Below are 19229 nucleotides of genomic sequence, written 5' to 3' on the forward strand. Positions count from 1 at the left end.
AGGCCCATGCGCGTACTGCTCATCTCCACCAACAAGATCCGGGTACCGCGGCCGGCGCTGCCCATCGGCATGGCCTACATCAGCGCCGCGCTCAAGCACGCCGGACACCAGGTCGACGTCCTCGACCTGCTCTGGGAGTCCCGGGAGCTCAAGGCGGTCCGGGAGAAGCTGACCACCGGGACCTACGACGTGGTCGGCATCGCCGTGCGCAACCTGGACAACCTGACGTTCATCGACCCCGTCTTCTTCGGCCCCATGACCGAGAAGATCGTCCAGTGCGTGCGCAAGTACACCAGCGCCACCGTCGTCCTCGGCGGCTCCGGCTTCTCGGTCGAGCCGCTGTCGTTCTTCGAGTACGCCCAGCCGGACTACGGCATCGCGGGTGAGGGCGAGGCCGGCATCGTCCAACTGCTGGACTACCTGGAGTCCGGCGGGCGGCGGGAGTCGATATCGGGGCTCTGCTACCTCGACGACAACGGCAAGTTCTGCCAGAACCAGTCGAGTCAGGCGTTCGACCTGGGCGCGCTCGAACCCGACCGGTCCGTGTACGACCCCCGGTACTTCGAGGAAGGCGTCTCGGCGGCCTCCGACCTCACCCGCGACCACCAGCCGGCCATCGAGACCCTGCAGACCAAACGGGGCTGCAAGCTGTTCTGCTCCTACTGCATCATCCGCAAGACCGAGGGCAAGGGCGACCGGTTCAAGGACCCGGCCGAGGTCGTCGCCGAGATCCAGCGGGCGATGGCGGAGAACCCGGCCGTGCGGGAGTTCGAGATCGTCGACGCGACCTTCAACTACCCGATGGAGTACGCGGCCGAGGTGTGCGAGGAGATGATCCGCGCCAAGCTCGACGTGCCCTGGTACTGCCAGCTGACACCCAACGCGATCACACCGGAGTTCGTGAAGCTGCTGCACGCGGCCGGCTGCATCCGGGTGGACCTCGGCACCGACGCCCTCACCGACGAGGCCCTGGCGGACCTGATGAAGGGCTTCGACATGGCCCGCGTCCTCGAGATCGACCGCCTCTTCACGGCCAGCCCGATCGAGCACACCCACTGCGTCTTCCTCGGCGGCCCGGGGGAGACCCCGCAGGCACTGAGGGAGTCGATCCGCTTCACCGAGCGGTTCCTGAACCCGGCCCAGATCTACGCCAACCTCGGCATCCGGATCCTCAGCGGCACCAAGCTGCAGCGTCAGGCCGTCAAGGCGGGCATCCTGCGGGAGGGCCAGGGCACGTTCGTCCCCGCTTTCTACGTGGAGCCGGCGATCCTCGCCGACCGGGACACGCTCGACTTCGTCCGCGACGCCTACCTGAGCCACAAGAACTGGTACCTGTGGTGGGGCCTGGGCGGGCAGAACCTGACGGACCGTTCGACGGAAACCGTTCAGGCCGTGGCCGACATGCACCAGGAATACGAGTACGTCATGCAAGGCAAGCCCCGGCTGGAACGCGCACCGAAGCCGGTGACCGCCCAGCCGCTCAAACTCACGATCGGCACCAAGTGATCAATGTTCCAACCGCCGCGCACGAACTGTCGAAGACACTCGAGGCCAGGGCCGACCCGGACTTCGCGGTGCGTATGCAGCGCTACTTCCCGCACGAGATCCGGGCCCTCGGGGTCGGCAACGCCGCGGTCGCCGAGATCGCCACCGACTACTTCCGTGACCGGCGCGACACTCCCGCGGCGACACGGCTGCTCCTCGCGGAGGAATTGTTGGCGCGCGCCGAGTACCACGAGGAGGTGCTCCTGGGCTTCGCGGTCCTGCACAAGGTCGCCAGGACCGGACTCGGCGAGGAGTTGCTGGACCGCTGCCGGCACTGGCTGGAGACGTACGTGTCCAACTGGGCGCAGTGCGACGACATGTGCCTGAAACTGCTGTATCCGTTCTTCCTCGGGCACCTGGAGCTGATCCCGCGGACCCGGAGCTGGGCCGAGTCCGCCTCCCCGTGGGCCAGACGCGCCGCGAACGTGGCCGTCGTGAAGTTCGTCCGGCGCAAGGTGGGCCGGACGGTCTTCGAGCTGCCGCTGTCGCACGTCCTCGACAACTGCGTCCGGCTGATGCACGACGACGACGCCTATGTGCAGAAGGGCTCGGGCTGGCTGCTCAAGGTCACCGCCGAGGTCCATCCGGACGAGGTGGCCGAGTTCCTGCGCACCTGGCACACCGAGATGCCCCGCGACACGTTCCGGTACGCGGTGGAGAAGATGGACCCGCGGCTGCGCCGGTCCTTGATGGCACTGGGACAGGGGTGACGCGATGAACGACACCGGCCGCTACGCCCACCGGCGGGGCATCCACTGCGAGTCGGCCTGCCAATGCGCCGTCCTCGCGGCCGGCGGCTACGACGTCGACGAGGAGATCGTGTTCGGGCTGGACGGAGGCTTCGGCTTCTCGTTCTTCCCGGCGAACGGCAACGCGCCGGACATCGTCGTCGGCAAGCAGGCGATCATGCCGCTCCGGGCGGCACGGCTGATGGGCGTCGAGGTCGCCGCGCACACGCCGAAGTCCGGTGACGGCCTGGCCAAGCTGCTCGCATCCGCCCCGGCCGTCATGACCCGGGTGGACCTCGGCCTGCTTCCGTACTGGGGTCTGGAGGGCCGCACCTCCTTCGGCGGGTACTTCGTCAACGTGGTCCGCCCGCTCGGCGCCGACACCTTCGAGGTGTCGGATCCGGCGTTCGACGAACCCGTCACCGTGAGCGCGGCCGAGCTGCAGGCGGCCCGGTCCAGCCGCAACTCGCCGCCGCTGAACCCGGACTGGAAGGTGTACGTCTTCGGCGCGCCGAGGCGAACTCCGCAACTGGACCGTGTCGGGCCGGTGGCCGTCCGCACCCTGTGCCGCGAGGTCCTCAAGCCGGGCAGCCGGAACCTCGGCATACCCGGGATGAAGCTGCTGGCCACGACGGCGGCATCCTGGCCGCAGTCCAAACACGGCGAGGTCGAGGACGTGGACCTGACCGGCCGCGTGGTGCGGACCGACGCGCTGGCGCGTCAACTGCTGCACCTGGGACGGCAGATCGAGTCCTTCGGCACCGGCGGCGGGCTGTTCCGCCCGATGATCGGCCGCTACCTGACGAGGGTCGCCGACAGCACCGGCGACACCCGCTACGCCGACGCGGCCGGGCAGTTCCTCGACAGCGGCCGGCTCTGGTCGAACCTGGGGTCCGCGCTGCTGGCAGCGGGGGCCGCCACCGCGCGCGACGATCTCAAAACGCTGGTGGACGCCGTGGCGGACACGGCCCGGTCCGCGATGGACGTCGAGAAGCGGGCGCTGAGCGCGCTCACCACCCTGTAGACGCGAGGTCGAGACATGCCCACCGAGGACGAGACCGTACTGCTCCAGGGTCCCCGACGCTGGAACGAGCACGCCCGCCGGCGCCGGGCGCAGGGCCCCTTCCGCCCCGACCTGCGCAAGGCGCGGCTGCACGGCGCCGACCTGCAGGGCGCCGAGCTCGCCGACGCGGACTTCACCGACGCCGTGCTGACCGAGTCGTATCTGATGTCCGCGGACCTCAGGGGCGCGAATCTCGAAGGCGCCGATCTGTGCGAGGCGTACCTCATCCTGGCCGAGCTGAACGGCTGCCGCCTCGTGGGCGCGAACCTCGACGGCGCGGACCTCAGCGGTGCCGACCTGACCGGCGCGGTGCTCGACGCGGGCTTCCGGCGATCCACCGTGATCTCGGACTACCTCACGATCTGGCCATAGCGAAAGGAGCTCCTCGTGATCGTTCTGGGCTACAACGGATTCGGCAAGTCTGCGGAAATCTTCGGACGCCTCTTTCGCGCCACCGGCATCGACCGTCACCTGCTGTACGGCCATGACTCGTCCGCCGCGCTGGTCATCGACGGGAAGCTGGTCGCCGCCGTCGAGGAGGAGCGGCTCAACCGGGAGAAGAAGACGTCGAGCTTCCCGGTCAACGCGATGCGCTGGTGCCTGGATTCGGCCGGGATATCCTTCGACGACGTCGACACCTTCGCCTTCTCCTGGCAGTTCTCGCAGGACGTGCTGAACAAGATGATCGCCGAGATCACCGAGGACCGCGCGGCGTCCGTCGAGCAGAAGTTCGCGCGCCTGGGGCGTCTGGCGGAAACCCACGAGGCGATGTTCAGCGAGGCCGCGACCGAGGCCGACTTCCTCGAGCATACGGGCCACAGGCTGAGCCCCGAGAAGCTGGTCCGGGTCCCGCACCACATCGCGCATCTGATGACGGGATACCACCTGTCGGGCGGCACAGACGCGGCGTTCCTGGTCAGCGACGGCCGCGCCGAATGGCTGTCCTCGATCATGGGTGAGGTGCGCGACGGCGAGGTGAAGATCTTCGACGACATGACCATCGACTCGCGGCACTCGCTGGCGATGCTCTTCTCCGTGGTGACGCGCTACCTCGGATTCGTCCCGAACAACGACGAGTACAAGGTGATGGGACTGGCCGGCTACGGCCCGCCGCCGGAGCCGAACCCGTTCCTCGAGCATGTGGTCGAGATGTGCCCCGACGGCACCTACCGGATTCCCTATCCGGCGAATGCCGTGCCCGCGTACTACGAGCTCTTCGACCGCATCTTCGGCGGAGATCCCGATGGCCGGGAGGAGTTCGACTACCGGGTCCGCGTGGCCAGTGCGGCCCAGCACATGCTGGAGACCGTGACCGCCGGCCAGATCCTGACGCTCGAAGCCCGGAGCGACCTGCCGCGCGTGATCTTCGAGGGCGGACTCGCCCTGAACTGCGTCAACAACAGCAAGCTGCTGGAGCGTTCACGCTTCACCGGGATGGATGTCAGCTTCGGTGCCAGCGACGTCGGTGTGGCCATCGGCGCGGCGCTGTTCGCCAGCGGCCGGGCCGGCACACCGCCCCGGGTCGACACGTCGCCGTACCTGGGCCCGAGCTACGACGGTCAGGAGATCCAGGCGGCCCTCCGGCAGTTCGCCGACCAGGTCGTCTGGCGAGAGCTGGACCCGGCGGACGTGCCGCGGGAGGCCGCCGTCCTGATGCAGGAGCGCTGCGTCATCGGGTGGTTCCAGGGGCGTATGGAGTACGGCCCGCGCGCCCTGGGCAACCGGAGCATCCTGGCCAACCCGAAGTTCCCCGACATCAAGGACATCATCAACGAACGTATCAAGCACCGCGAGCAGTTCCGGCCCTTCGCCCCCGTGGTCCTGGAGCACCTGGCGCCCGACGTCTTCGAGCTCGGCAAGAAGACGTCCTCGCCCTACATGACCTTCGTGGTTCCGGTGCGACCCGAGTACCAGGAGAAGATCCAGGGTGCCTGCCACGTCGACGCCACCTCGCGGATCCAGACGGTCACCGAGCAGAGCAATCCCCTGCTCGCCCGGCTGCTGCGGGAGTTCACCGAGCTGACCGGGATTCCCTGCTTGATCAACACATCGTTCAACGTCGCCGGCGAACCGATCGTCTGCTCGCCCACGGATGCCCTGTCCTGCTTCCTCAAGACGGAGATGGATCATCTGTTCCTCGGTAACTTCCTCGTTTCGCGAATCTGAACGAGTGAAGGCCTCCCTGATTCCGGCGTCCGCAATCGTACTTCAGGGGGTTGCGCTACGCTCTACGCGAAGGAAGGGAGAGCAGAACTAGTGTCGCTTTTAGAGGAAGATCCGTACGTCGGAAACCATTGTGAGTCGACCACCCTCGTGAATCTCTTGCGGCAGCGAGAGGTCGACCTGTCGGAGTCGCTCATCTTCGGGCTCGCCGGTGGTTTGTCGTTCATCTACTGGCGGACGAAGCAGATGCCGACCCCGTTCGTCGGTGGCCGCATCAAGCCCGACACGCTGTCCGAGAATCTCGCGCATGCGCTGAAGTTGCGGCTGTCCGTTCATGAGACGTCGTCGGTGAAGCGGGCGAAGGAACATCTGCTGGCCGAGCTTGAATCCGGAACCGTTGTCGGCCTCAAGCTCGACCGCTATTTCCTCGACTACTCCACCGACGACTTCCGGTTCGCGGCCCACTACGTCGCCTGCGTCGGCCACGACGACGACCGTTTCGCTCTGGTCGAAACCCAGCCGCTCGGCCTGCAATGGGCCTCGGCGGAATCCCTCGAGACAGCGCGGAACGCCCGGGGCCCGATGAGTTCCCGCAATCGCGCCTTCACCCTGGATCTCCCGAAGGGCGGCCTTCCTGATCTGGGGAAAGCGGCACGCAAAGGCATCAAGAAGGCGGCGGAGGAATTTCTGAACCCGCCCATCTCCAATTTCGGATACAAGGGCATGCACAAAGTCGCCGACCTGATGCCCCAGTGGCTCGACGACCTCGAATCGCCCGCCGACAGCCTGCCCGAGATCCGCACGATCATGGAGGACGCGGGAACCGGCGGCGGCCTGTTCCGCACGATGTGGGCGGAGTTCCTCGCCGAGACCGCGGATATCACCGGCACCGGCGAGTACCAGGAGGTCTCGGACGCGTACCGTGAGGTGTCGAAGAAGTGGACCGAGGTGGCCGGACTGCTGAACGAGGCAGGAGTCGCGTCGTCACGGGAATCCCTCCACAGTGCGTCAAAACTCGTACATGAGGCAGCAGACAAGGAGCAGCTCCTGATGCAGCGCCTTTTGGAACTGTCGAGCTGAGCGGGCGGCGCTGTCGCCGAGCGGGATGGTGGTGGGGCCAGGACGTCAAGGGTGCGGGGCGGCACGGGCAAAGAGAGGGTCGAGCGGATCGCCGTCGTACCCGACGACGAGACATTCCGCGGCCACCGGCCCCCGGGCGAGCTCCACGAGCCGCGCCAGGACCGTCGCCGCGGACGGCAGCCCGGCCGGGTCGAGACCAAGAGCCCGGGCCGCACGGTCCCGTCGCCTGTCGAAGTCGGGTACGTCCTCCCGGTACTCGTCGGCGACGGCCCGGAGTTCAGCGTCCGTCCGCCCGGGAGCGTCCCGCCACCATGGCGCCACGAGAGACAGCCGCACCAACTCCGGCAGCCCGCGCGCGATCGGGCCGGCCTCGCCGTCGAGGCTCACGTACACCACCGGGCGTTCCTCTCCGCCCTCGCCGACGAAGCAGAACGCATCCCCCGAGCCCGCCCGTGCGAACTGCTCCAGCCGTAGCCCGGAAGCGAGCCGGACCCCGTCCTCCAGCTCGTGGGAGTCCGGGTCCGTCGCGTCGAGGTCCGCGACTCCGGCGAGGAACGCGACGGCCTCCTCGTCGGCTCCCAGCAGAGGAAGCAACGCGCTCCGTACATCAAGGGAGGCAGAAGCACCGGGTCCGGTGGGCGCGTTCGATCCGTTCACCCGGCCACCGTAGCCGCGCAGTCGCCCCGGCGCATGACTGGCGTCTCAGCCGATCTGGAAGCGCGATCTGAAGCGCAACTCCATCCGGACAATCCGCTGATCGAAGCACGCGTCATGGTGGGAAAGCCGGTGGCGGCCGGCATGAGGTCCAACGAGCGTCTGATCCATTGGGCCACGTCCCAGGCCCACCGACCACTCAGTACGGAGATGGTGCAAACGCCGGACGGGTGGGTACTTGCGTGCGGCGGCCCGTCGACGTCGGGCGGGTGAGCGGTGCGAGTGTGCGGAGTGGGGAGATCGTCGTGGCATTGAGCGTAGTGCGGGACGCCCGGGTTGTTCGGGGTTGTGCCCGGATCCTGGCGGGCCGCTACCGTCTGGATGCGCTGATCGGTTCGGGTGGCGCGTCCGACGTGTACCGCGGTTTCGACCTGCGGCTGCGGCGGCCGGTCGCTGTGAAGATGTTCCGCGCCGGCACGGGCTTCGACACGGAGGAGATCTTCCGCAGCGAGGCCGAGATCCTCGCCCGATTGCAGCATCCAGGACTGGTGACCGCCTTCGACGCCGGACACCATGACGGCGACGCCTTCCTGGTCATGCAACTGATCGACGGACGCACGCTGAAATCCCGCATCGCCGAAGGACCCCTGTCGTGCGAAGCCGTGGCGGCGCTCGGCGCCGCATTGGCCGAAGCGCTGGCTCACACCCACGAGGTGGGGATCGTCCACCGGGATGTCAAACCGTCCAACATCATTCTCGACTCCTCCGACCGCCCCCACCTCACGGACTTCGGTATCTCCCGGCTGCTGGACGCGACCACCCGCACCGCCACCGGAACCATGACCGGCACCGCGGCCTACCTCTCTCCCGAACAGGTGCTGGGTCGGCCGGTGGGCCGGCCCGCCGACATATACGCCCTCGGCCTGGTCCTCCTCGAATGCCTCACCGGCCGACTCGAATACGACGGCGGCCCTCTCGAGGCCGCCATAGCGCGCCTGCACCGCCCGCCCGTCCTCCCGGACTCTCTGCCCGAGGGCTTCGCCGGCCTTCTGCGGGACATGACCAGCCTGGAAGAGCAGGATCGCCCCACGGCCCGCGACTGCGCCCAAGCCCTGGCCCGTCTGGCCGGAACGGGCGCGGCAGACCCTGTCGCGTCCGTGGCCCGGCCGGCGCTCAGCGCGGTGCCTCCCACAACCGCGGAGCCCGCCGACAGCACACACCGGAGCTTGACGCCGGTCGTAGAAGCACCCTCTGCCTCGCACGCTTCGACAGGCCTCCCGGAGGACCTGCCCCGCTCCGCCTCCACACGCGGCCGCCTTCGAATGCGAGGGGCGGCGGCCGCACTGGCCGCCCTTGTCGCCGCAGGCCTGGTGGTCACCGACGGCTCTTCACCCCGCGACACCGCCAGAAAGGCGGCCCCGTCCGCCCCTGACCCGGTCGCCCCTTCCTCGCGCCCGGACACCCCTGCTCACCACGACGACACGTCCTCCGCCCCGGTCACCCCGCCACCCTCGCGCAGCCCCTCCGCCTCCGCTCAGCCGCTGCGCGACGCCGTACCAACGCTCCACGAGCATCCGCCCGTTGACAGCTCGCCGCGCACCACGCACCCCGTGGGCAAGACTGTGGGGAAGGGCAGCGCGAAGGGCCTCGACCAACCGCCGGGGCAGGCCCGCTTGAAGCAGAAAGGCAAGAAGCCCCGCTCACGTTGACGGACGTTCGCCGCGGTGGACGACGGTTACGTGCTGGTCGGGCCCAGGGGTCTCGAGTTCGTCGACGACGGCGACGGCCAAGTCCTCGGCGCTGATCCAGGATCGGCCGTCGGCGCCGATGAGGAGGGTGTCGGTGCCCCGTCGATAGCCGCCGGTCCGTATGCCGGGTTCGAGCACTGCCGGTGGACTCAGATAGACCCAATCGGCTCCGGCGTGGGACTGGCACGTTCGCAGCTGGGCGACTCCGGCGGCGGCGACGGCCTTGATGCCGGCCGGCACGAACGCCGTGTTGTCGGCGACCAGCAGCTGCGAGTCGTCGGGGCTGCGCAAAGCCCCGGCGCCGCCGACCACCAGGGCGCGGATGCCGAGCTCCGCGGCGATGTCCAGCACGGTACGGGTCGTGCCGACCAGGAACTCCTCGTCGACCGGCATGGTCCGCACGGCGAGGACGACGGCGTCCACACCGCCGTGCAAGGCGGAGCCCGCGAGCGCCTCGCGTACGGCGCGTGCATCGTTCGCGTCGACCCCGACCGGTGTCACATTCGGGCTCCCCGCAGTCCGACCCACGGATCTCCGAGACAGGGCGATCACCCGGCGCCCGCGTGCACTTGCCTCGTCGACCACCCTGCTGCCGACCATTCCGGTCGCGCCCAGCACAGCGATTCTCATGTCCGTCCTCATCGGGTCTCTCCTTCTCGTACGTGGCCGGCACGCGATGCGGTCTTCTCGGCGCGCGCAGTTGCCGACCGGTCACGGCCCCATCGGCCGGTCGGTTTCGGGGAATCGAGCTGAGCCGCGAGCAACGCGGCCAGCGCAAGGACGAAGCCACACATCTGCACCGCACTCAGCGATTCGCCCAGCGCGACGCCGATGACGGCCGCAACCAGCGGGGACAGCAGCACCAGCGGTGCGGACGCACCGACCGGCAGCTTGCCGATACCGCGGAACCACAGCGTGGACGCGATCAGTCCACCCACACCGCCGAGCCACAGGTATCCACCGACGGCACCGGCATCGATGCGTGGCGGCGCGCCCTCGATCACGAGAGTGAGAGGCAGCAACAACAGGCCGCCCGCCGTCAGTTGCCAACCCGTGAGGGTCAGTGGCCCGACCCCCGCGGGGAGACCCCAGCGTTTGATCAGGACGATCCCGGCGGCCATGGTGGCCGTACCGCTGAGACCCGCGAGGACGCCGACGGCGTCCAGCCTGGCCTGCGGCCCCAGTACGACGAGTCCGACGCCCACCACGCCGAGCACGCCCCAGGCCAGTCGCCAGGCCGTCGGCCTGATGTGGAGCATCGCGACGGCCAACCCGGCAACCATCAGCGGCTGGCCGGCGCCGAGGGTGGCGGCGACACCGCCCGGGAGTCGCTCGGCCGCGATGAACAGGAGCGGGTACAGGGCGCCGATGTTGAGCGCGCCGAGAACGGCGGCCTTCCACCACCAGCCGCCCCGGGGGAGCCCTCGGGTGATCGCCAGCGCGAACAGCCCGCCGGGCAGGGCCCGGAGCATGCCGGCGAACAGCGGATGCCCGGGCGGGAGCAGTTCCGTGGTGACGACGTACGTGGTGCCCCAGGACGCGGGGGCGAGGGCGGTCAACGCGAGGGTGGGCACATGCCGCGCGGAGGGGATCCGTTGCGGGCCAGGTGCCCGTTCGGTCGAGGTGTGCATGTGTTGAAGTCTGAGAAGAACCCGTCCATGCGTCCAACACATGCTTGTCATCGCAACCATGAACCAGGATCATGACTGCGTGGATCTCCAGCAGATGCGCTACGTCGTCGCCGTTGCCGAAACCCGCAATTTCACCCGCGCCGCGGAGCGCTGCTTCGTGGTGCAGTCGTCACTGAGTCACCGGATCGCAGGCCTGGAACGAGAGCTCGGGGTCAAGCTGTTCGCCCGGTCCAGTCGGCGCGTCGAACTGACCCCTGCGGGAACGGCGTTCGTCGCCGGCGCCCGCGAGTGCCTGGCCGCCGCCGACCGCGCGGCTGCCGACGCCGCTGCCGCGACCGGCGTGATACGCGGACAGATCTCCGTCGGCGTGATCGTGACGACGGCTGCCGTCGACGTACCCGAGCTGCTCCAGACGTACCGCGCCCAGCACCCGGACGTCCGCGTGGCCCTCCGTTCCGGTCGTAGCGATGAACTGGCGGCGGCGGTACGGAGGGGCGAGCTGGACATCGCCTTTCTCGGTGTGCCGCAGAGCGAACCGCCTGTCGGTGTGGAGACCGTCGTTCTCGGTCACGACGAGCATGTGCTGGCGGTGCCGGCCGGGCACCGGCTGGCGGACGCCTCCCAGGTCACGCTGAAGGAGATCACCGAAGAGACGTTCGTGGACTTCGTGAGCGGGACGCCCGCCCGGGCCCAGTCCGATCAGGCGTTCGTCGCCGCCGGGCTGGTCCGCGACGTCGCGTATGAGGCCGGCGTCGTGGAGCTGATCACTCGGCTGGTCGCACGGGGGCTCGGCATCGCGCTGCTGCCGTCGGCGTTCATCCGGCCGCGTGCCGCCGACGACCCCGGCCTGACGTTGATCCCCGTGGCCGACGGGCCGCGCCGGACCGAGTACCTGGTGTGGAACCGCTTCAACCCCAGCCCGGCCACGCGGGCGATGCTCGACGTGCTCGGGGTGGGAGCGCCCCATGGCCAGGCATCGGTCGGCGGCTACTGAATCAGGAACTCCAGCTCGGGCCGGTCCCAGGCCACGGCGGGCGGGTTCGCGGAGACGGTCCCGGTGAGCAGCGCGCCCACGCTGCGGTAGAACCCCTCGGCCGGAGGATGCGACACCACCCGGACGCGGTCCAGCCCCGCCGCGCGGGCCTCGGACTTCATGTGCTCGACCAGCAACCGCCCGATGCCGCGTCCCTGCATCCCGTCCTCGACGAAGAGCAGGTCCAGCTCCGGCGGCACGAGGACCAACGAGTAGAAGCCGAGCACCCGGCCCGCGGAGTCACCGGCGTCGACAGCCACGAAGACCCGATGCGTCTCGACGTAGTCGGGCCCGACGCGGTAGTCCGCGACCATCGCCGCGTACTGCCCCCCGTAGGCACGCGAGCCCCGCACAAGCCGCGTGAGCCGCTTGACGTCCCGGGCCGCAGCCCGGCGTATGACGATCCCGCCGCGCATGGATGTACCGCGCACCTGCATGTGGAGCATCTTACGCATCGCGAAGCGGCGGGTGAGTCCCCGCTGCGCACCGGGCCCCGGCTCACCAGGGGCCCTTACGGCGTGCCGCGTGCGCCTCGAGGAGTGTGGCGGCTCAAGTAAGCTACCGCTCGGTAATTTTCAGGGGGAGTTCTCGTCCGGTGGCTCTGGGCTGATAGAAGCGATGGAGAGGATGTAAATGTCCGACCTGGACTTCTACGCCCACGTCGCCACCCGCGGCGACGTGTGGGGAGTGGGGATCGGCGCGCAGCCCGCCGACTGGGAAGCCATGCTGGGCGCCGACTGCCTCGACACCGAGGACGGCAGTCTGTTGCGCCGGGACTACGGGCTGGTGGAGCTGTCGTTCCAGGAGGAGGACGGCGCCTGGCCCTGTTTCGGAGTGAGCGTGCAGGTGCACCGTCTGCGGTGGGACACCGAGTCGTCCGTCCCGGCGGCCCTGCGCGGCGCATACGGCACCTTCGCTCCCTCGACGCGCTTCGAGGACCTGGCCGCCGCGATCACCGGGCTCGGCTGCTCGGTCGAACCCGACCCGGACGAGGGCGGTACGTCCGGGGACATGCACCGCTACCGGGTGCCCGAGTCCGGCGTGAGGATCTTCGTCCGCGCGGACGAACACGCCGAGGGGCACTCGGGTGAGGTCTGGAGCCTCAGCGTGTCTCCCGCGTGGTGGCGCGCGGCGGGCTGAGCCCTCGGGGCGGGCCGTGCCACCATCTGTGCGGCGCACCCAGGCCACGTGGCCGGTCCCGAGGTCTGCCCGGCCTCGGGACCGGCTGCCCAGGTGGCTCGTGCCGCTCACTGCGCGGTGTCCCGCGCACTACGAGTCGGCGCACCAGCGCGAAGCGGCCGGTCAGGCTCGCCCCGCGGTGCGCAGGGACCGCGCCAGCCACTCCAGTTCCTCGGTCGCGTCGGGCGACGCGTCCTGCCCGCGTACACGGGCGACGAGCGTGCGGTAGCGCTCCGCTCCTGCCTCGATCCCGGCCTCCAGGCTGCGCAGCACGGCGGCCCGGTCGGTGTCGCCGAACAGCTCGGACAGCATGCCGCCCGCCTCCGGATCCTCGGGGGCGACCCCGCGCTTCCGGGCTGCCGCGACGGTCTGCACCACCTGCCTGGCCCACCAGATGGACGCCCCGGGAGGACGACCCTGCCCCGGTGCGGGCGTGTTGAGCTCCATCCAGGTGCGCAGCCGGGCGCGGAAGCCGGGGTCCTGTACCAGTTCGGCCAGTTCGATCCAGGCGTCGACCTGCTCGGGAGTCGGATCGTCGGGCAGGTCGACATTGTAGGCGCGGAAGCGGTCGCGCACGGACGGCTCGACGTCGAGACCGCCGAACACCTCCTCCTTGAACTCGTCGACGACCTGCTCGCGTTCGGCGGCGGAAAGCCGCGCCAACCGATTCATCAGTGCAGTCTCCTCAGCGGTGGAACCACGTGTCGCCACGGTGGACAGGACGGCCCGGCTCACCTTGAGGGAGCGGATCTGCGCGTCGAGCGCCGCCACATGCGCGTCGGCGACCTCCGCGACCGTCGCCCGGCCGCTCAGTACCCGGCATACCTCGTCGAGCCCGAGGCCCAGCTCCCGAAGGGTGCGGACCAGCTCGACGCGGGCCACGGACCCGGCGTCGTACAGCCGGTAGCCGCTCGCGGAGCGGGCCACGGGCGGCACCGCTCCCTCGTCCGACCAGAAGCGCAGGGTGCGCACCGAGAGTCCGGTGCGGTGCGCGAGCCGGCCGATGGTGAGCACGTCGGGGCGTCCGTCATCCATGGGTGAGATCCTGGACCTTCCAGTCGCTGGAGACTCAAGTGCCGATCTCACCTCACGCTCCGATAAACCGCATTCAACAAATTGTCACTGCTTCGAGGTAAGCATCTCGTCTCCCCGGTGGATACGGCCCGCCCAGTGGATAGCTTCTGCAGGTGGGCGGATCCGCGTGGTTCCTCCCGCTCGTTGCCCACCCCTCCCTGTCTCCCGGTCGGCGCACCCGTGTGCGTCGGCGCCCCGTTGTGCGAGGAGAACCACCGCCGATGACCGTCGACAGCGTCCCGGAAGCCGAGACCGTCCGCGCCGCTCCGCAGCAGTCCCTGAGCACTGCCGCCGCCCGCAACCTCGCCACCACCACCAAGTCCGTCCCGCAGATGCAGGAGATCACCTCCCGCTGGCTTCTGCGGATGCTGCCCTGGGTCGAGGCCGAAGGCGGCGCCTACCGGGTCAACCGGCGGCTGCGACATACCGTCGGCGACGGGTCCATCGAGTTCGTCCAGGAGGGCGCCACCGTCCGCGTGATCCCCCGGGAACTCGGTGAACTGGCCCTGCTGCGCGGATTCGAGGACACGGACGTCCTCACCGCACTCGCCGACCGCTGCACGCAGCACGACTTCGCGGCCGGCGACGTCGTCGCCGAGCGCGGCAGCCCCGTGGACAGGATCCACCTGATCGCCCACGGCCGGCTCAACCAGACCTCCGAGGGCAAGTACGGCGGCGAGATCACCCTCGGGGTGCTCGCGGACGGCGACCGTTTCGGTGAGAACGCCCTGCTGGACCCCGACGCCCGCCACGACAGCACGGTCACCGCCGAGACCTCCGGCACCCTCCTCACCCTCAGCCGCGCCGACTTCGCCGCCGTTCAGGCCTCGGCGCCCGCCCTGCAGGCCCACGTCGACACCTACAGCTCCCGCGCGCGACACCGGCAGAACAAGCACGGCGAGGCCGAGATCGCCATGTCGGCAGGCCATGTCGGCGAGGCGGACCTGCCGGGCACCTTCGTCGACTACGAACTGGAGCCGCGCGAGTACGAACTCTCCGTGGCCCAGACCGTCCTGAGGATCCATTCGAGGGTCGCCGACCTCTACAACGGGCCGATGAACCAGACCGAGGAGCAACTCAGGCTCACGGTCGAGGCCTTGCGTGAGCGTCAGGAACACGAACTGATCAACAACCGTGAGTTCGGGCTGCTGCACAACGCCGACTTCAAGCAGCGCATCCAGCCCCACTCCGGCCCGCCCACCCCGGACGACATGGACAATCTGCTCTGCCGCAGGCGCGGCACCAAGATGTTCCTCGCCCACCCGAGGACCATCGCCGCCATCGGACGTGGCTTCAACGCGTGCGGTCTCTACCCCGACCATGTCGACCTCGGCGGACAGTCCGTCCCCGCCTGGCGCGGGGTCCCCATCCTGCCCTGCAACAAGATCCCGATCAGCAAGGAGCAGACCAGCTCCATCATCGCGATGCGCACCGGTGAGAAGAACCAGGGCGTCATCGGCCTGCGCAAGACCGGACTGCAGGACGAGTACGAACCGGGACTTGCCGTGCGGTACATGGGCATCAACGAGCAGGCGATCATCTCCTACCTCGTCACCACCTACTACTCCGCCGCGGTGCTCCTACCCGACGCCCTCGGTGTGATGGAGAACGTCCAGATCGCCCCCAGGCCCCACTGAGCCCCGATCCGCGCGGCAGGTCCACCTCCGGTCACCTCCACGCGCGACGGAGCGCCCATCCCACGGCAGCAAAGGAGCCGCCGATGCCCGACTCCGGGCCCCTCGGATCACCACCCCCTGAGCAGCAACCGACGCCGCCCGCAGCCGTGCAGGACGCGGCCATGCCGGTGGTGCACCACGTTCCGGTCCCTCCGACGGCCCTGCAGTTTCTCGCCGCACTGCATCCGCCGGTCCCGATCGCGATCCCCGGCCCGCCGCCGCCTCCTGCGGCCGCCTCAGCCCCAAGGGACACGCCCGCCGCGACAGCGACCGTTTCCGCCCTACAGGACACGCTCGCCGCGACCGCCGCTGACTCCGCCCTCCAGCGGATCCTGCGCGGGCCGACCGGACTGGGCACGTCGTCGCTCTCCTTGGCCCGCAGGCACGAGCCCCCGGCCCCGGAACAGGGGCCACCGGCCCCCGCCCCGCCGGCCGAGGGACGAGCCGTCCCCGGCCTCTACCACCACCCCGTCCCGGAGCCCGACCCCGTACGCGTCGAAGAGGTGAGCAGCCGGATCAAGCGCTGGGCGGAGGACGAGGTCCAGCTCTATCCCGAGGAGTGGGAGGGGCAGTTCGACGGCTTCTCCGTCGGCCGCTACATGGTCGGTTGCCACCCCGACGCCCCGACGGTCGACCACCTGATGCTCGCCACACGGCTGATGGTCGCGGAGAACGCGCTGGACGACTGCTACTGCGAGGACCACGGCGGGTCGCCCGTCGGTCTCGGCGGGCGCATCCTCCTCGCGCACACCGCGCTCGACCACTTCCACACGACGGCGGAGTACGCGCCGGCATGGCAGGAGTCGCTCACGTCGGACGCCCCGCGCCGGGCCTACCGCAGTGCCATGGACTACTTCGTCCGCGCGGCCACGCCCTCCCAGGCCGACCGCTACCGGCACGACATGGCCCGGCTGCACATGGGCTACCTCGCCGAGGCCGCCTGGGCGGAGACCGATCACGTCCCGGAGGTGTGGGAGTACCTGGCGATGCGCCAGTTCAACAACTTCCGCCCCTGCCCCACGATCACCGACACCGTCGGCGGCTACGAACTGCCCGCGGACCTGCACGCCCAGCCGGACATGCAGCGGGTCATCGCCCTCGCCGGCAACGCCACCACCATCGTCAACGACCTCTACTCGTACACCAAGGAACTCAACAGCCCGGGCCGACACCTGAACCTGCCGGTGGTGATCGCGGAACGTGAGCAACTCTCCGAGCGCGACGCCTACCTGAAGGCCGTCGAGGTCCACAACGAACTCATGCACGCCTTCGAGGCAGCCGCCGCCGACCTCGCTGCGGCATGCCCCCTGCCCACCGTGCTGCGCTTCCTCAAAGGCGTGGCCGCCTGGGTCGACGGCAACCACGACTGGCACCGCACCAACACCTTCCGCTACAGCCTGCCCGACTTCTGGTAGAGAACGGACATTTCTGTGACCACTGAAACGACCGCCCCCGTCACCGCGAAGATCCCGGCCCCGGCGACGCCCTACCAGGGGGACATCGCCCGTTACTGGAACAATGAGGCGCGACCGGTGAACCTGCGCCTGGGTGACGTGGACGGGCTCTACCACCACCACTACGGCATCGGTGCCGTGGACCAGGCCGCGCTCGGCGACCCGGCGCACAGCGAGTACGAGAAGAAGCTCATCGCGGAGCTGCACCGGCTGGAGTCGGCACAGGCGGAGTCCCTCCTGGACCACCTCGGCGCCATCGGGCCCGACGACACCCTCGTCGACGCCGGCTGCGGCCGCGGCGGATCCATGGTCATGGCCCACCGCCGCTTCGGCTGCAAGGTCGAAGGTGTCACGTTGTCCGCCACCCAGGCCGACTTCGGCAACCGGCGCGCGCGAGAACTGCGCATCGAGGACCGCGTCCGCTCCCGCGTGTGCAACATGCTCGACACGCCCTTCGAGAAGGGCAGCGTCGCGGCTTCGTGGAACAACGAGTCGAGCATGTACGTCGACCTCCACGACCTGTTCGCCGAGCACTCCCGCTTCCTGAAGGTGGGCGGCCGGTACGTGACGATCACCGGCTGCTGGAACCCCCGCTACGGCCAGCCGTCGAAGTGGGTCTCCCAGATCAACGCCCACTTCGAGTGCAACATCCACTCCCGGCGTGAGTATCTGCGGGCCATGGCCGACAACCGGCTCGTGCCGCAGACCATCGTCGACCTCACCCCGGACACGCTGCCCTACTGGGAGCTTCGGGCCACGTCCTCGCTGGTCACCGGGATCGAGGAGGCGTTCATCGAGTCCTACCGGGACGGCTCCTTCCAGTACGTCCTGATCGCTGCCGACCGCGTGTAGGCCCGCCATCGCGGGGCCGGGTCGCGGGGCCCTCTACCGGCCCCGCGACCCGGGCGTGCCGGGCGACTTGGCGGAAAAGGCTTTGAGCGAGATGTCGACCCGCTGCTACTTTCGCGGTGGACCGTGAAATCGTCGCATGGAGGTGAGCCCCGTGAACACAGTTACCCGTGGGTGCTCCCTCAACCCGTCACGGTCCGGCGGCTGACGTTCGGTGTCGCCAGGAGCGCCTGAGATCGAGGCACTCCTGGAAGGAGACTCCGATGAACACAAGACCCTTCACTTCTGGCCTGGGCGAGAACGCCGTGACGATCACGCGCGTCGCGGACAGGCAATGGCACGCCCTGGACGACGACCTGGTGGTCGGCCGCGCGCATGCCCAACATCGGCCCGACGGACGGTTGTTCGTCAGCATCGACGCCTGGCACGAGGTGGCCTTCGACCTCCTGGCCGAGGCGATGCTGGCGGAACTGCCGTCACCGCTGTACACGCTGGTCGACGAAGCCGACGTCGAGCTGACGGCCGGCTGGAGGCGGGCCGGGTTCACGATCCGGCGCCGCGAGTGGGAGTACGTCGTGCCGACCGACCCGGGGGTCACAGGTCTCGACGACGTCCTGCCACCTCCGGGCGTGACGATCGTGCCCGCCGGTCAGGTGGACGAGAGTCTGCTGCGGGCGGTGGACCGCGCCATCCGTGACGAAGTCGAGGCGACCGTCGGGTGGCAGTCGATGCCCGCGGAGGTGGTTCCCCGCCCCGAAGGCGACACGATCGTCGACCCGTCGAAGTACGCGGTGGCCGCGGCGCCGGACCGCTACCTGGGGTTGATCCGGGTGGTGAGGGTGAAACGGCCGCGCATCGGGCTGGTCGCGGTCCGGGCCGGCGAGCAGCGCCGAGGCATCGCGCGGGCGCTGCTGGCCCATGCGCTGGGGACGCTGCACCACTCCGGGGCCACCGCTGCGTGGGCGGAAGTGCACGAGTCCAATCAAGCGGCCTCGGCGCTGTTCGAGGGCATCGGCGCCCGGTCCATGAGCAGCAACCTGGAGCTGGTGCGATGACGAGGAACAAGAACGTCATCGAAGTCGAGGGCAAGGTAGTCGAGTGCCTGCGCAGCGCCATGTTCACCGTGGAGCTCGAGAACGGCCACCAGGTGCTCGCGCACATCAGCGGGAAGATCCGCAAGAACTACATCAAGATCATGCTGGAGGACCGGGTGCTGGTGGAGCTCCCGCCGTACGACCTGACGCGCGGCCGGATCGTGTTCCGGTACCGCACCTAGCGGCGGCCGGCACCGTCCGCGGTCGCTGATCCAGGGGCCCTGGTCACGGCGTTCCCGTGACCAGGGCCCCGACGAC

General features: G+C 69.3%; 19 protein-coding genes. 14 read left to right on the forward strand and 5 right to left on the reverse strand.

What is annotated here, in order from left to right:
- The first annotated feature begins 6 nt into the window (after window positions 1-6).
- The 6 genes from IE153_RS28615 to IE153_RS28640 all read left to right on the forward strand — a co-directional run bounded on the left by IE153_RS28615 (window position 7) and on the right by IE153_RS28640 (window position 6579).
- Window positions 7-1506 carry a B12-binding domain-containing radical SAM protein gene (locus IE153_RS28615; RefSeq protein WP_189592681.1) on the forward strand — a complete coding sequence of 500 codons (1500 nt, stop codon included), beginning with the start codon at window positions 7-9 and terminating at the stop codon, window positions 1504-1506.
- Window positions 1503-2255: a DNA alkylation repair protein gene (locus IE153_RS28620; protein ID WP_229829219.1), complete on the forward strand. Its 753-nt coding sequence runs from the start codon at window positions 1503-1505 to the stop codon at window positions 2253-2255. The genes IE153_RS28615 and IE153_RS28620 overlap by 4 nt, the downstream gene beginning before the upstream one ends.
- A 4-nt stretch (window positions 2256-2259) precedes the next feature.
- Window positions 2260-3297, forward strand: a complete 1038-nt coding sequence (locus IE153_RS28625) for a BtrH N-terminal domain-containing protein (RefSeq protein WP_189592682.1) — start codon at window positions 2260-2262, stop codon at window positions 3295-3297.
- A 15-nt stretch (window positions 3298-3312) separates the two neighbouring features.
- Window positions 3313-3708: a pentapeptide repeat-containing protein gene (locus IE153_RS28630; RefSeq protein ID WP_031106464.1), complete on the forward strand. Its 396-nt coding sequence runs from the start codon at window positions 3313-3315 to the stop codon at window positions 3706-3708.
- Between the two features lie 15 nt (window positions 3709-3723).
- Entirely contained in the window at window positions 3724-5502 is a 1779-nt protein-coding gene (locus IE153_RS28635) for a carbamoyltransferase family protein (protein ID WP_189592683.1), read from the forward strand.
- Window positions 5503-5592: 90 nt separating this feature from the next.
- The gene (locus IE153_RS28640) at window positions 5593-6579 is read left to right on the forward strand and encodes a BtrH N-terminal domain-containing protein (protein WP_189592684.1); all 987 of its coding nucleotides are present in this window, start codon (window positions 5593-5595) and stop codon (window positions 6577-6579) included.
- A 45-nt stretch (window positions 6580-6624) separates the two neighbouring features.
- Here IE153_RS28640 and IE153_RS28645 read toward each other — a convergent pair whose 3' ends face one another.
- A complete protein-coding gene (locus IE153_RS28645; protein ID WP_229829220.1) occupies window positions 6625-7236 on the reverse strand; it encodes a hypothetical protein in 612 nt (203 codons plus the stop codon).
- Window positions 7237-7538: 302 nt separating this feature from the next.
- Here IE153_RS28645 and IE153_RS28650 point away from each other — a divergent pair, with 302 nt between their 5' ends.
- Window positions 7539-8942 (forward strand): serine/threonine-protein kinase, encoded by a 1404-nt coding sequence (locus IE153_RS28650; protein WP_229829221.1) that lies wholly within the window; start codon window positions 7539-7541, stop codon window positions 8940-8942.
- Here IE153_RS28650 and IE153_RS28655 read toward each other — a convergent pair.
- Window positions 8934-9611, reverse strand: coding sequence for an NAD(P)-dependent oxidoreductase (locus IE153_RS28655; protein WP_189592685.1), 678 nt, complete (start codon window positions 9609-9611; stop codon window positions 8934-8936). The two genes, IE153_RS28650 and IE153_RS28655, sit on opposite strands and share 9 nt — an antisense overlap.
- 8 nt (window positions 9612-9619) lie before the next feature.
- On the reverse strand, window positions 9620-10612 hold the full coding sequence (locus IE153_RS28660) for an EamA family transporter (protein ID WP_189592686.1): 993 nt from the start codon (window positions 10610-10612) through the stop codon (window positions 9620-9622).
- 79 nt (window positions 10613-10691) lie between these two features.
- Here IE153_RS28660 and IE153_RS28665 point away from each other — a divergent pair, with 79 nt between their 5' ends.
- A complete protein-coding gene (locus IE153_RS28665) occupies window positions 10692-11606 on the forward strand; it encodes a LysR family transcriptional regulator (RefSeq protein ID WP_189592767.1) in 915 nt (304 codons plus the stop codon).
- Here the strand turns inward: IE153_RS28665 and IE153_RS28670 are convergent.
- The gene (locus IE153_RS28670; protein WP_189592687.1) at window positions 11600-12082 is read right to left on the reverse strand and encodes a GNAT family N-acetyltransferase; all 483 of its coding nucleotides are present in this window, start codon (window positions 12080-12082) and stop codon (window positions 11600-11602) included. The two genes, IE153_RS28665 and IE153_RS28670, sit on opposite strands and share 7 nt — an antisense overlap.
- 196 nt (window positions 12083-12278) lie before the next feature.
- On the opposite strand from IE153_RS28670, the gene IE153_RS28675 reads away from it, so the two are divergent.
- Complete coding sequence (locus IE153_RS28675; protein ID WP_189592688.1) at window positions 12279-12785, forward strand: hypothetical protein; 507 nt, start codon at window positions 12279-12281, stop codon at window positions 12783-12785.
- A 162-nt stretch (window positions 12786-12947) separates the two neighbouring features.
- Here IE153_RS28675 and IE153_RS28680 read toward each other — a convergent pair whose 3' ends face one another.
- Window positions 12948-13859, reverse strand: coding sequence for a helix-turn-helix domain-containing protein (locus IE153_RS28680; protein ID WP_189592689.1), 912 nt, complete (start codon window positions 13857-13859; stop codon window positions 12948-12950).
- A gap of 260 nt (window positions 13860-14119) precedes the next feature.
- Here IE153_RS28680 and IE153_RS28685 point away from each other — a divergent pair, with 260 nt between their 5' ends.
- From IE153_RS28685 to infA, 5 genes are all read left to right on the forward strand, one after another.
- A complete protein-coding gene (locus tag IE153_RS28685) occupies window positions 14120-15535 on the forward strand; it encodes a family 2B encapsulin nanocompartment shell protein (RefSeq protein ID WP_189592690.1) in 1416 nt (471 codons plus the stop codon).
- Window positions 15536-15618: 83 nt separating this feature from the next.
- Window positions 15619-16989: a 2-methylisoborneol synthase gene (gene tcp, locus IE153_RS28690; RefSeq protein WP_189592691.1), complete on the forward strand. Its 1371-nt coding sequence runs from the start codon at window positions 15619-15621 to the stop codon at window positions 16987-16989.
- Window positions 16990-17004: 15 nt separating this feature from the next.
- Window positions 17005-17880 carry a geranyl diphosphate 2-C-methyltransferase gene (locus IE153_RS28695; RefSeq protein WP_189592692.1) on the forward strand — a complete coding sequence of 292 codons (876 nt, stop codon included), beginning with the start codon at window positions 17005-17007 and terminating at the stop codon, window positions 17878-17880.
- Between the two features lie 260 nt (window positions 17881-18140).
- Window positions 18141-18932 (forward strand): GNAT family N-acetyltransferase, encoded by a 792-nt coding sequence (locus IE153_RS28700; RefSeq protein WP_189592693.1) that lies wholly within the window; start codon window positions 18141-18143, stop codon window positions 18930-18932.
- A complete protein-coding gene (gene infA / locus IE153_RS28705) occupies window positions 18929-19153 on the forward strand; it encodes a translation initiation factor IF-1 (RefSeq protein WP_189592694.1) in 225 nt (74 codons plus the stop codon). Before IE153_RS28700 ends, infA begins: the two co-directional genes overlap by 4 nt.
- Window positions 19154-19229: the final 76 nt, after the last annotated feature.

Source organism: Streptomyces massasporeus (genome assembly GCF_014648995.1).
Classification (GTDB): Bacteria; Actinomycetota; Actinomycetes; order Streptomycetales; family Streptomycetaceae; genus Streptomyces; species Streptomyces massasporeus.